This window comes from Aquirufa sp. HETE-40SA (genome assembly GCF_054558635.1).
Genome location: NZ_JBPXKN010000001.1, coordinates 593425 through 606325, shown reverse-complemented (window position 1 = coordinate 606325; position 12901 = coordinate 593425). Strand labels below are relative to the sequence as shown.

At 41.7% G+C, this 12901-nt stretch carries 13 protein-coding genes and 1 tRNA gene; 7 read left to right on the top strand and 7 right to left on the bottom strand.

The annotated features are described in order from the left end of the window. Nucleotides 1-18 precede the first annotated feature (18 nt). Together hemW and ACRZ9O_RS02770 are read right to left on the bottom strand one after the other, a co-directional pair. Nucleotides 19-1134, bottom strand: a complete 1116-nt coding sequence (gene hemW, locus ACRZ9O_RS02775; protein WP_459456134.1) for a radical SAM family heme chaperone HemW — start codon at nucleotides 1132-1134, stop codon at nucleotides 19-21. A 4-nt stretch (nucleotides 1135-1138) separates the two neighbouring features. Next, nucleotides 1139-2368, bottom strand: a complete 1230-nt coding sequence (locus ACRZ9O_RS02770; protein ID WP_459456132.1) for a M16 family metallopeptidase — start codon at nucleotides 2366-2368, stop codon at nucleotides 1139-1141. 68 nt (nucleotides 2369-2436) lie between these two features. On the opposite strand from ACRZ9O_RS02770, the gene ACRZ9O_RS02765 reads away from it, so the two are divergent. After that, on the top strand, nucleotides 2437-3435 hold the full coding sequence (locus tag ACRZ9O_RS02765; protein WP_459456130.1) for a glycosyltransferase family 9 protein: 999 nt from the start codon (nucleotides 2437-2439) through the stop codon (nucleotides 3433-3435). Here the strand turns inward: ACRZ9O_RS02765 and ACRZ9O_RS02760 are convergent. The 3 genes from ACRZ9O_RS02760 to rfbC are packed head-to-tail and all read right to left on the bottom strand — an operon-like array spanning nucleotide 3408 to nucleotide 5438. Further along, nucleotides 3408-4328 (bottom strand): aspartate carbamoyltransferase catalytic subunit, encoded by a 921-nt coding sequence (locus tag ACRZ9O_RS02760; RefSeq protein WP_459456128.1) that lies wholly within the window; start codon nucleotides 4326-4328, stop codon nucleotides 3408-3410. The two genes, ACRZ9O_RS02765 and ACRZ9O_RS02760, sit on opposite strands and share 28 nt — an antisense overlap. A 2-nt stretch (nucleotides 4329-4330) precedes the next feature. Beyond that, a complete protein-coding gene (gene pyrR / locus ACRZ9O_RS02755) occupies nucleotides 4331-4873 on the bottom strand; it encodes a bifunctional pyr operon transcriptional regulator/uracil phosphoribosyltransferase PyrR (RefSeq protein WP_223130465.1) in 543 nt (180 codons plus the stop codon). Nucleotides 4874-4898: 25 nt separating this feature from the next. After that, nucleotides 4899-5438 (bottom strand): dTDP-4-dehydrorhamnose 3,5-epimerase, encoded by a 540-nt coding sequence (rfbC, locus tag ACRZ9O_RS02750; protein ID WP_459456125.1) that lies wholly within the window; start codon nucleotides 5436-5438, stop codon nucleotides 4899-4901. Nucleotides 5439-5504: 66 nt separating this feature from the next. Between rfbC and pyrF the strand changes: the two genes are divergently transcribed. Then, the gene (pyrF, locus tag ACRZ9O_RS02745; protein WP_459457032.1) at nucleotides 5505-6329 is read left to right on the top strand and encodes an orotidine-5'-phosphate decarboxylase; all 825 of its coding nucleotides are present in this window, start codon (nucleotides 5505-5507) and stop codon (nucleotides 6327-6329) included. 1 nt (nucleotide 6330) lies between these two features. Continuing rightward, nucleotides 6331-6738, top strand: coding sequence for a DUF2721 domain-containing protein (locus tag ACRZ9O_RS02740; RefSeq protein ID WP_459456123.1), 408 nt, complete (start codon nucleotides 6331-6333; stop codon nucleotides 6736-6738). A gap of 207 nt (nucleotides 6739-6945) precedes the next feature. Here the strand turns inward: ACRZ9O_RS02740 and glgB are convergent, their stop codons facing one another. Continuing rightward, nucleotides 6946-8844 carry a 1,4-alpha-glucan branching protein GlgB gene (glgB, locus tag ACRZ9O_RS02735; RefSeq protein ID WP_459456121.1) on the bottom strand — a complete coding sequence of 633 codons (1899 nt, stop codon included), beginning with the start codon at nucleotides 8842-8844 and terminating at the stop codon, nucleotides 6946-6948. 127 nt (nucleotides 8845-8971) lie between these two features. Here glgB and ACRZ9O_RS02730 point away from each other — a divergent pair. Beyond that, nucleotides 8972-9043 (top strand) — tRNA-Glu (locus tag ACRZ9O_RS02730). Between the two features lie 85 nt (nucleotides 9044-9128). Beyond that, nucleotides 9129-10478 carry an alginate export family protein gene (locus ACRZ9O_RS02725; protein ID WP_459456119.1) on the top strand — a complete coding sequence of 450 codons (1350 nt, stop codon included), beginning with the start codon at nucleotides 9129-9131 and terminating at the stop codon, nucleotides 10476-10478. On the opposite strand, the gene ACRZ9O_RS02720 is transcribed toward ACRZ9O_RS02725, so the two are convergent. Further along, nucleotides 10455-11912 carry a sodium:solute symporter gene (locus ACRZ9O_RS02720; RefSeq protein WP_459456117.1) on the bottom strand — a complete coding sequence of 486 codons (1458 nt, stop codon included), beginning with the start codon at nucleotides 11910-11912 and terminating at the stop codon, nucleotides 10455-10457. The genes ACRZ9O_RS02725 and ACRZ9O_RS02720 overlap by 24 nt on opposite strands. 51 nt (nucleotides 11913-11963) lie before the next feature. Between ACRZ9O_RS02720 and ACRZ9O_RS02715 the strand changes: the two genes are divergently transcribed. After that, the gene (locus tag ACRZ9O_RS02715) at nucleotides 11964-12296 is read left to right on the top strand and encodes an ATP-dependent Clp protease adaptor ClpS (protein ID WP_459456115.1); all 333 of its coding nucleotides are present in this window, start codon (nucleotides 11964-11966) and stop codon (nucleotides 12294-12296) included. Next, the gene (gene recR, locus ACRZ9O_RS02710) at nucleotides 12293-12901 is read left to right on the top strand and encodes a recombination mediator RecR (RefSeq protein ID WP_459456113.1); all 609 of its coding nucleotides are present in this window, start codon (nucleotides 12293-12295) and stop codon (nucleotides 12899-12901) included. Before ACRZ9O_RS02715 ends, recR begins: the two co-directional genes overlap by 4 nt.

Genomic DNA, 12901 nt, shown 5'->3' with positions numbered 1-12901 from the left:
TAAAATTACAAAAAGGGCTTAGACCACAAAAATATCACTGCTTAAACGATCAGCAATTAATTTACCTTCGCCTTCTAGTATTAAACTGTCATTTTCAATTCGAGCGAAACCTTTCGCAATCCAGGTCTGAAATTCCTTTTCAGGATAAATTTGTCCCATTTTTTCGAAGCTCTCCCGCACATAGTTCAAGTCAATACCCCATTTTGTTCGCAAGCGAACCATGAGGTATTCATTGAGTTGATCGGCTGGACTAAGATTTTCTTTCTCCACTAATGCGAGACCCTCTGACATATATTTGGCGTTATTCGCCACATTCCATTGCCTGGAATGGCCATTGAAACTGTGCGCGGAAGGTCCAACGCCTACGTAGGGTTCTTGCTGCCAGTAACTGGTGTTGTGGATAGAATAATGGCCTTCTTTCGCAAAATTCGAGGTTTCGTAGCCCTCATAACCTTTAGATTCTAAATAATCTCGTACTTGGTTGAAGGCTTTTGCCATCGCGGAATCCGGTATCTCTTGGAAAGTCCCTTTCTTTTTTTGAACGCCAAAAACCGTTTTAGGTTCCACCGTTAAGCTGTAAGCTGAAATGTGTTGGACTCCCAATGAGGTGGCCTTTTCTAGATCTTCGGCTAATTCTACTTCAGAGTTAGAGGGAATTCCATAAATCAAATCGATACTGATGTTGTTGATACCTGCTTTTTGAGCATTCTGGATCGCTTGGATAGAATCGGATGCCTGGTGGTTTCGATTCATCAAGACTAGGTTTTTCTCCTGAAAAGATTGAATGCCGATACTCAGGCGATTAATTCCTTTTGAGGCAATCATTTGGCAATAATCCAGCGTTAAATCTTCTGGATTCGCTTCTAAGGTAATTTCAGCGTCGCTTGCGACGTGATGAAAGCTGCGAATCGTGTTGAAAATCGTATTTAAATCTGTAGCAGATAAGAGGGAAGGGGTTCCTCCTCCAAAATAGATCGTATGTAATTCAGCGCCTCCTAAATAGTCCTTCTGCGCTTGTATTTCACGGCATAATGCGTTGACCATTTCCTCTTTTCTGCTCGTATTGGTCGAAAAATGAAAATCGCAATAATGACAAGCTTGCCTACAAAAGGGGATATGGAGGTATAGGTGCACTGAATTAAGGTTCGAAAATCAAACAACTCAAAGTAGCAGGATCTAGCATTTCTTTCGCCAGCGATTGAATATGCGCGCTGTCGATGAGGTCAATTTGTTCGAAAATTTCGTCTAAGCTTTCAATTTTCTCTCGATCTAAGAGATTCTTAGCCATCATCAACATGAAATTAAGGTTTCCCTCCTCTGCCATGGCTAATTGCCCTTTTAATTGGCTTTTTATCTTAGTCAATTGAGGTGCTGACAACTCCTTTTCTTGCAGTTTGGCAAACTCTTTATGAATCAATTTCAAGGATTTGTTCACCTGATTTGGCTCTGTCCCAAAATAAATGGCCCAATAACCGGAGTCTAAAAAGGAGGTTAAACTCGCTTCGATTGAATACACAAGCCCGTGTCGTTCCCGAACCGAAACGTTCAGTAGGGAGTTCATTCCAGGTCCACCCAATAGATTCACGAGTAGGAAGAAGGCGAGTCTATTCGGATTTTCAATAGCAAAGGATTGGCGCCCTAAAGCAACGTGGGACTGTGTAATGCCTCTTTTGATGACTTTAGTTTGAGGGATCATCGATGAAGGCGCAAGGCGTTTCACGATTTGCTTCTTCGCTTTGATGGATCCTAAATGCTTTTCTGCCCAAGCAAAAACTTTAGCAGGGTCTAATTTTCCGATGGAGGAAAAGACGATGCGTGAGGTGTCTAAATTACGTTCAATGAATGTTTCGAGGTCCTTTTTTTGGAAAGCCTGAACCGTCTCTGTCGTTCCTAATATATTTACACCTAGTGGATGATTAGGGAAAAGTAATTCATCAAAATCATCCTGAATGGCTTCCTCCGGAGCGTCATAATACATCGACATTTCCTCTAAAATTACCGAACGCTCTTTCTCCATTTCCTTTTCAGGAAACACGGATTCAAACGTGATGTCAGTTAATAGTTCTAAGGCCCGTTCGAAATAAGGGCTTAAAATGGAGGCGTGGAAACAGATTTTTTCTTTGGTGGTATAGGCATTCAATTCTCCGCCATAAACTTCGAGGCGGTTAATAATCTGCATATTGTTCTTTTTCTTCGTCCCTTTGAAGGCCATATGCTCCCAAAAGTGCGCTAAACCCTCTTCTCCGGCTAATTCATCCCGACTACCTATGTCTAACATTATCCCTAAATGCGAAATCTCCGTGTGAAGCACTTGTCTGTGCACCACCGTGATTCCGTTTGAGAGGGTATGCAGGTGAATGGAATTCATAAATGGGGTTTTGGTGAAAAATGTCTCAAAAATAAGTAATTTTATGGCTAATCGCTTCCTTTTCCTCTATGAATCCAGTGTCCAAGGTGTTAATTATTCAGACCGCATTCCTCGGGGATGCTGTTTTAGTGACATCATTATTGGAGAAAATCCGGATAGAATCCCCTGAAACGGCCATTCATTTGTTAGTAAGGAAAGGGAATGAGTCTATTTTTCAGGCCTACACACATCCTTGTTTAGCGCGCGTTTGGACCTATGATAAGTCCAATAAACGGGCGTCTTGGCTTGATTTACGCACTAATTTGAAGCAAGAATCCTTCGATAAAGTCTTTTTGGTACAGCGATTCTTCGGAATGGGTTTGTTGAGTCTGATGATTGGTGCCAAACAGGTTTATGGGTTTGCAAAAAATCCACTTTCCTGGTTTTTTACAAAAGCTTATCCGCATCCTTTCGGTAATGGCATTCACGAGGTAGAACGAAATACGGCTTTATTGAGCGATTGGTTAGGGGAGAAGGTGCACAAACCTTTCTTGAATCCTTCGAAGGTATCAGCACCCGCTAAAAATTACATTTGTATTTCCCCTGGAAGTGTGTGGGAGACGAAGCGTTTACCCATTCAGAAATGGATCGATTTTATTCATTTACTGCCTCGTGATCAGGCAGTTGTGTTAATGGGTTCGCCTAATGAAAAGCATTTGTCAGATGAAATTGAACAAGCCTGCACTGGCTGGCCTATCTTTAATGAAACGGGGAAACACGTGCTCTTAGCGTCTACGTCTATTTTTGCCCAAAGCAAAGGTAATTTCGTCAACGATTCCGGTCCGATGCACCTATCTTCGACGGTTAATGTTCCTACAGTCGCCTTGTTCTGTTCTACGATTCCTGATTTTGGATTTGGACCTTTAGCGGATCAAAGTCAAATCATCGAGGTATCAGAGAAATTAGATTGCCGTCCTTGCGGTGATCATGGCAAGAAAAATTGCCCACTAGGCCATTATGCCTGCGGAAATTACATTTCAACCCAAAAAATGTTATTGGCTTACGAAGCTCTCGAAGCAAGTAAATAAAGCACGGCCATTCTCACTGCCACGCCGTTTTCTACCTGATCTAAGATGATTGAATGCGGCGAATCTGCTGCATCAGAACTTAATTCCACCCCGCGGTTTATTGGGCCTGGGTGCATTAAAACGATTTCTTTGGGTAATTCCTCCAGCATCGCGCGATTGATCCCGAAGAACTGCGAGTATTCGCGAAGACTCGGGAAGTACTTAATTTGTTGTCTCTCTAACTGGATACGCAACACGTTCGCTGCATCACACCAGGCTAAGGTACTCTTTACGTCGTGAGAAACTTCGACGCCTAAACTTTGTATGTGCTTCGGAATCAAGGTGCTAGGTCCACAAAGGCGAACTTCTGCTCCTTGTTTTTTCAAGGCATAAATATTGGAAAGGGCTACTCGGGAGTGCAAAATGTCACCAATGATGGCGATCTTTTTGCCGGCTAAATCGCCTAGTTTTTCTTGTAGAGAGAAGGTATCTAATAAGGCTTGCGTTGGATGCTCGTGCGTCCCGTCGCCTGCATTAATGATATTCGCTTTAATGTGTTTGGCTAAGTAATGAGGCGCACCTGGACTAGCGTGCCGCATCACGATCATATCCACCTTCATCGCTAGAATATTGTTTACGGTATCTAACAAGGTTTCTCCTTTTTTCACTGAACTGCCTGATGCTGAGAAGTTAATCGTGTCAGCGGAGAGTCTTTTCTCAGCTAATTCAAAGGATAATCGGGTACGGGTGGAGTTTTCAAAGAAGATATTGGCAATCGTCACATCGCGTAGAGAAGGAACTTTTTTAATGGGTCTGTTTAGGACCTCTTTAAATTCTCTGGCCGTTTTAACAATCAATTGAATGGATTCTTCATCCAGATCTTTGATTCCTAATAAGTGTGGCGACTTTAACATAGTTATTCAGGTTGAGGAATTAACCAAATTCTGTCCGCTTCGTGGCCTTGTTCTGTCCACTCTACGAGCACTTTTTCGGTGGGTAAGGTATTCACACTTTTACCCACGTAATCTGCGTTAATCGGCAAATCACGGTTATAGATACGGTCGATTAAGACACATAATTCCACTTTAGCCGGTCTCCCAAAACTATTCATCGCATCCAGCGCTGCCCGAACCATTCGGCCTGTGGCTAAAACGTCATCCACTAAGATAACACGCTTGTTTTCGATCAAAAAGGGGACATCGGTTGAATTAGGCGATACGGTTTCTCTCCGGCGGTAGTCATCGCGGAAGAACGTGGCGTCAATTTTTCCTACACTAGGAGCTTTTTCAAGGTGTTTACTTAGTTCTTTTGCGATACGTTCTGCAAAGAAAATTCCGCGGGGCTGTAAGCCTAGAATAACGGTTTCAACACCGTTGATTTGATTTTCAATGAGCTCTTGGCATAACCGAGATATGGTTATTTCGAGTAATGGGCTTGATAAAATCAGCTTACGAGTCATTGTTGCAAAGATACTATAATTTTTTTTAAAAGATTGCCTGGTTCGGGTTGAAGTCAGGTAGAATTTGGTCCTTATCCGATACAATCGGGTTTTCAACACCCCATTCGATGCCTAATTGTGGATCATTCCAACGAATGCCTGATTCCGCCTCTTTATTCCAAAAATTGGTGCATTTGTACACAAAAATGGTCTCTTCCAACGCGATAAAGCCGTGGGCGAAACCGATGGGAACATAGAGCATATTGCCTTTATCTGCATCTAAAACGAATTTTTCATGCTGTCCAAAAGTGGGGGAGTCCTTGCGCAAGTCAACTACGACGTCCAATGCTTTTCCCGTCATTACTCGCACTAATTTCCCTTGTCCATTTGGGTTGTGTTGGAAGTGTAAGCCACGTAACACTCCTTTCGAAGAGAAGGAATAATTGTCTTGCACAAAATCTTCGGGGATTCCATTCGCTGCAAAGCGCTTCTGGTTATAAGACTCATAAAAATAACCACGCTCATCGTGAAATTTAGTAGGTACACACTCGATAACTCCGGACAAACGATGGGTAATGAATTCCATAAATTGTTTTTTGGAAGGGAAAGGGATAGATTTGTGGCAAAATTAATCCTATTTTCCTTCTTTCACATGAATTCAGCGGAATTAATTAAGCAGATTGAGCAAAAAAGATCCTTTTTATGTGTGGGTCTAGATACCGACATTTCGTTGATTCCCAGTAAATTCAAGACAGAACAAGATCCCATTTTTGCCTTTAATAAAGCGGTCATCGATGCCACTTTGCCTTATACGGTGGCTTATAAGCCTAATATCGCTTTTTACGAAGCTTTAGGACCTGCTGGTTGGGAAAGTTTACAGAAAACGATGGACTATATGCCTAAAGACGTTTTTTCTATCGCTGATGCTAAACGAGGCGACATTGGAAATACGGCAACGAAATACGCTCAAACTTTTTTTGAGCCTGCTCGTGCTGGTTTTGATTTCGATTCTGTGACGGTTGCACCCTATATGGGCGAGGATTCGGTGAGTCCCTTCTTGCAATTTGAAGATAAGTGGGTGATTTTGTTAGCCTTAACTTCTAATCCAGGAAGTAACGATTTTCAACAAATGAAGGATTCAAATGGTATTCCTTTCTACGAGCACGTGATGCGTAAATCCATGGAATGGGGGAACGCAGATCAATTAATGTTTGTGATAGGAGCGACTAGGACTGATTATATTGCCAAAGTCCGTGAAATAGCACCGGATAATTTCTTTTTAGTGCCAGGTGTTGGAGCCCAAGGTGGTAGTCTTTCAGATGTGGCCAAATATGGAATGAACAGTCGCGTAGGTCTGTTGGTGAATTCCTCCCGTGGCATCATTTATGCTGGAGATGATACCTCGATTTCTGCAGCCAGAGAGGCGAAAAAAGTACAAGAAGAAATGAATCAATTACTCGATCAATACTATAAGTAACATGGAATTAAGCATCGGTACCCCCGCCTTATTGTTCTCAACAGTTTCTTTGTTGATGATCGCCTTTACGAATCGCTTTATGTCGATGGCTTCGTTAATTCGGGGTTTACACGAAAAGTTCCAACAGAACCCAGATGATTCGATTCGGATGCAAATTGATAATCTTCGTTTACGGATGAAGTTGATTCAACGCATGCAGATTATTGCCATCATCAGTTTGATTTTGAGCGTTGTATGCATGTTTCTTCTATTTATGAATGAACAATTAGTAGCTCGCTGGTTTTTCGGGATAGGGTTAGTGGGCATGTGTATTTCTTTAGCCCTCAGTGCTTGGGAGATAACCATTTCAACTAAAGCATTAGAAGTAGAACTCTCAGATATGGAAGAGAGTATCAATAAAAAGAAATAGTACTATTTTATAACTGAATAGTAAAAAAAATATACTAAAATATTTTCCGCCTATAAATTATTTACTATTTTTGTGTACAATAATTACATTTCATACAAACGAAGATTTTAAATGACTTCGGTCATTGAAAATACTACTTAGGCGGATTGAATAAAGGCTCGGAATTTTTCTGAGTCTTTATTGTTTCTAGCCATTTAGTGCCATTAGTTAGGCCTTTAAAATAAGCGCAGAAAGAGGAGGGAGATTGATAGCAATTGAGAACGCTTTCCCTTGCCAGTTGATTTCTTCGGTCATCGTAGCGCCTGAAACAGGGTAATTGCTTCCTCCGAATTCGCCCTTATCAGAGTTGAATACGGTCTTCCAAACCCCAGGGAGCGGAACTCCTATCCGGTATCCATCCCGTGGTGCAGGGGTTAGGTTCAAAATCACAATCACTTGTTGTTTCGCTGTTTCTCCTTTTCGGATATACGAAATCACCGAATTACTTTGGTCATTCGATTCGACCCATTCAAAACCTTCATAGTCAAATTGCTTGCTATAGAAAGCTGGTTCAGATTTGTAAAGTTGATTTAATGCCTTCACCGTTTCTTGAATTCCTCTGTGGGAATGTTCTTCTGTTAGGTGCCAGTCTAGGCTTTGGGTGTGATTCCATTCTTCTCTTTGGCCAAATTCTCCTCCCATAAACAATAAATGAGATCCTGGATGCGTAAATTGTTCCGCTAAAAGCAGACGTAGGTTAGCAAATTTCTGCCAATCATCGCCAGGCATCTTATTCAAAAGAGATCCTTTGCCGTAGACTACTTCGTCGTGAGAAAGTGGTAGACAGAAATTCTCTGTAAAGGCATAAATCAAAGAGAAAGTCAGCTCATTCAGATGGTGTTGGCGATAAATCGGATCTTTTTGGAAGAAACGAAGTGTGTCATTCATCCAGCCCATCATCCATTTTTGGCCAAAACCTAATCCACCCATATGGACTGGTTTCGTTACTCCAGGGAAACTCGTCGACTCTTCTGCAATCATCTGGATATGCGGAAACTCGGCATAGATGTGGCTGTTTAAGTCTTGTAAGAAGGAAATAACCTCTAGGTTATGGTTCCCTCCAAACTGATTTGGCTCCCATTCTCCGTCGTTTCTCGAATAATCTAAATACAGCATAGAAGCTACCGCATCTACGCGTAAACCATCAACATGGTAGCGATCACACCAGAAAAAGGCGTTTGAAAGTAAGAACGAACGAACTTCATTCTTACCGTAATCGAAAATATAGGACTTCCAATCCGGGTGATAACCGCGTTTCGGATCCGGATGCTCATAGGTACTACCGCCATCAAAGTTATATAGACCGTGTGCATCGCCCGGAAAATGAGACGGAACCCAGTCCAAAATCACTCCAATTTCTGCTTGATGAAAGGCTTCTACTAAGCGCATAAAACCTTGTGGATCCCCGAAACGGGCGGTAGGAGCAAAATAACCAGTGATTTGATATCCCCACGATGGATCATAGGGATATTCCATGATGGGCATAAATTCTACGTGGGTAAAGCCCATTTCCTTCACATAATTCACTAGTTTTATGGCTAAATCGTCATAGGAAAGGTAGTCATTTTCCAAGGTCTTCATCCACGAAGCTAAATGCACCTCATAGATGGACATCGGCGCATTCAGCGCATTTTTCGACGCTCTAACTTCTTGCCATTTCGTATCTTTCCACTCTTTATAGGTATTCCAAACAATGCTGGCTGTCTTAGGCGGTGCCTCACAATACAAGCCCATTGGGTCTAGTTTCTCCAAATATTCCCCACCTGTAGTCTCAATACCATATTTATAGGTTTCCCCCGTTCTTACGCCTGGTATAAAGCCTTCCCAGATACCTGATGAGTCCCATCGAGGAAATAAGGGGTGAGAATAGTGATCCCAAAAATTAAAATTCCCCGTCACAAATACATTTTTAGCCTGGGGAGCCCACACCGCAAAAAAGGTTCCTATCGTTCCTTCGTGCTCAATTTCGAAAGCCCCTAATTTCTCATAAAGTCTTGTATGTTTGCCATTTAAGAATAAGGCAACGTCAAAATCAGTTAGTCTAGAATAGGGGATTACGTTCGCCATAAGGGGTTCTGCTTCAATGTTTAGGCTAAAATAGCGAAAATAAATTAGAAAATAATTAGTCTTTTTTAGCAGGTAGTTTTGAATATAAAAGGGAAAAGCCTACCTTTGTGCCACCAAAATAAATAATGGTCCGTTCGTCTAGGGGTTAGGACACGTCCCTTTCACGGATGAAACACGGGTTCGATTCCCGTACGGACTACTTCGGTAGGCAAAAAACCACACAGGACGTGTGGTTTTTTTGTTTTATATTCAGTTCATTTGTCTTTTGAATCTGTTATTTACACTTGAGACTTTTCTTTTTTCTCTTTCTTTCCTTCTCTCTTTCTGCCCAACAAATTGCGCGTTTGCGATTTGATGATAATTTTTCTGCCCTGAAAAATGATAGTTTGAAGAAGGAAGTAACGGATTATTTGAAAGAAATTCGCCTGGGAAAAGAAATCAGATTAAGTTTTGGAGGGGAGTGGCGAGAGCAATATCAATCGTATACCCATTTTAATTTTGGGGAGGTACCTGCGGATTTTGTGACCCAGAGTCCGTATCAACTCATGCATAGAATGATGTTGCACGCAAATATCGAATTGCCGCGAGGTTTTCGTGTATTTACACAACTAAACAGTACGGCACGTTTCTTCAATCCTAATCCGATTACGGGACAATTGGATCAGAATGTGTTATCGCTGCATCAATTATTTGTTGATATTCCTTTTTCTAGGCAATGGAAACTAAGGGTAGGAAAGCAGGAATATTCATTGGGTTTGGAGCGATTTGTGGCTACTAGGGAAGGGCCTAATACGAGAACGCCTTTTTATGGTATTAATTTAAAATACCAGCTGAAGAATCTACAATGGGATGCTTTCGTTTCGCATCCGATTCGCATTAAACCGGGTGTGTTTGACGATGAGCCAACCGATGAAATTCTGGGTGGTCTCTATGCCAATTACCGGGCTCAAAAAAGAATGCAGTTTGAACCCTATTATTTTTATTTCGAGAGTGATTTGCGGGAATATAAGTTCAAGCGTGGTTTAGAAAAGCGCCATACGTTTGGTTTGAGGTCCTTTTCTAGTCCAGGAAGTTGGAATTACGATATTGAATTAGCGGGCCAAATGGGTCAGTTTAATGACCTGTCCATCGCTGCCTTTATGGGTGTTTGGGACTTTAATGTGGCCTTTAAAAAGGCGTTTTATGTCGGATTCTCGGGCAATTATGTGCCAGGTGATCGTTCGGCTTCCGATTCTAAATTGAATACGTTTAATACCTTGTTTGCGCGACCGCCTTTTGGCCAAACCGTCGCCTTAAACATCACGAATACCTGGAATTTTAGCCCCTATATTCGCTATCAAGACTTCAAGAAGTGTTTAGTGACAGGGAGAGCCTCTTTTGTATCACGAGAGAGCACAGATGATGGTATTTTTACGCCTAATATGACCCCAGCAAGGCCTATTCTAGGCAAAAATCTAGGAAGTGTTGCTAGGGATATCTGTAATATTTATGCATTAGATGCCCAGTTTTTCCCTACTAAACACTTTAGCTTTCAAGTAGAACTAGGTTATTGCGCTGCTGGAGACTACCTTAAAGAAAGTGGTTCAGGCCAAAACGTCCACTATTACGCCTTACGCAACGTGTACCGATTCTAGGTTTTTGTCCCGAATAAACCAAAGCATCATAAAGCAAATTGCTCCATTCAGGATCAATTTAGCGAACCCAAATCCCCCAAATAAACTCTGAGCCTGTGTTTCTAAGACAAATGTGATTATAGGCGAAAGCACACAGATAATAGGCACCCATTTATCGCGGATGGCATATTTCGTAAACAAACCGAACGAGAATAAGCCTAACAAAGGCCCATAGGTATAACCCGCTAAATTGAATACCGCGGCAATTAATTCAGAGGTATTGAAGATGTGGAACAGGCCAATTACGACGAAAAACAAGGCCGAGAATCCGATGTGTACGAAATGTTTCATCTTCTTTTGCTTATCCTCTTTGAACTTTTCGATACTCAAGAAATCAATGCAGAAAGAAGTCGTTAAGGCTGTTAAGGCCGAATCAGAACTGGCATAAGAGGCAGCAATAATGCCTAATAGGAAAGTCACAGCAGCTAAGGTTCCAAATTCACCTCCTAAGGCTAACATCGGATACAATTCGTCCGTTTTAGTTGGAACAGTTATCCCTTTCGAAGCGGAATAAATGTACAATAAAGCACCTAAAGAAAGGAATAAGATATTAATGAAAAGAAGCACCCAATAGAACCAGAACATATTTTTCTGTGCTTCTCCGATCGATTTGCAGGTCAGGTTTTTCTGCATCAAATCCTGATCTAAACCGGTCATTACGATGGCTATAAAAACACCCGCCAGGAAGTCTTTTCCGAAGAAATGAGGGTTCTTCCAATCCCACTCAAACAGATGCGAATACTTGCTCGCGCTCACTTGCTGAATCATGTCAGGGATGCTCATGTCCATTTTTTGGCCCACTAAAACAATCGTAATGAACAGCGCTACGAGCAAAAACAGGGTTTGTAAGGTATCCGTCCAAATAATCGTTTTAACACCTCCACGGTGCGTATACAGCCATATTAAGAAGATAGAAACGAAAACGGTCACGATAAATGGCACGCCAATAGGGGCGAAAATCGCAATTTGCAAAACGTTAACCGCCAAATACAAACGAGCAGCTGAACCGATGGTTCTAGACAATAAAAAGAAGGCAGAACCCGTCTTATAGGACCAAAAACCAAAGCGTTTTTCTAAATAACCGTAGATGGATATCAGATTCAATCGATAATACAAGGGCATTAATACCAAAGCAATGGTTAAATAACCAAAGGAGTGGCCTAAAATGACTTGGTAATAGGTAAAGTAGGTCTTACCTACAGCACCCGGAACTGAAATAAAGGTTAAGCCAGAAATAGATGTTCCAATCATTCCAAAGGCCACCAGCCACCAAGGGGACTCGCGATTTGCTGTAAAAAAAGCATGGGTATCAGCGCCTCTAGAGGTAAAATAGGAGATCGCTAATAGTAGGCCAAAATAGAGGGCAAGAATTCCTCCAGCTAATTGTACAGACATAAGGTTTGGAACGGATTTTTTTTTAAATTTGATTTCAAATTCATCAAAAATATGGAATTCTGTGTAGATAGTATTTATCGTCTACCTTTTTCTTTTCAAAATCAGGAAAAATGGCAAGAAGACACGTCGACTCTCGTAGAGGAAGAGGTGATCGAGGCCCATCAGCTGATTGTCTACAATGATGAAGTCAATTCCTTTGAATATGTCATTTTAACGCTGATTGAGGTGTGTGAACATACGCCACAACAAGCGGAGCAATGTACCTTGCAGATTCATTTCAGAGGCAAATGCGGCGTAAAAACCGGTGGATTTGACGAATTAGTAGCTATGCGCAATGAGATTTGCCGTAGAGGAATTTCCGCCGAAATCGAAGCAAGCGTATGATGAATAACTATCCTTCCAAGATGATTGAGCAAGCTGTTGAAGAGATTTCTAAACTGCCCGGCATCGGTAAAAAATCAGCACTGCGCCTCGCTTTACATTTATTAAAGCGCCCAGAAGCCCAATCTTTGCAATTAGCCCACGCGGTAGTTCAACTCAGAACAGAAACGAAATATTGTCCACAATGCCATATGATTTCGGATGGTGATTTATGTGGCATTTGTGCCAGTCATAAACGCGATGAAAGCATCATTTGTGTGGTGGAAGATCTACGCGATGTATTAGCGATTGAAAATACAGGTCAGTTTATGGGCCTATACCATGTTTTGGGCGGAATTATTTCCCCTTTATCCGGTATTTCACCCGGCGATTTGACCATCGAAACCTTAGTGACGCGCGTCGCTTCTGGTAAAGTTAGTGAGGTGATTTTAGGCTTAAGCCCCACAATGGAGGGGGATACGACGGCTTTTTATTTGACCAAAAAGCTAAAAGAATTTCCCATAAAATTATCCACGATTGCGCGTGGTATTCCCATTGGCGGTGATTTAGAATATACCGACGAGATTACACTAGGCCGAAGTATAGTAGGTAGAGTCGTTTACGAATAG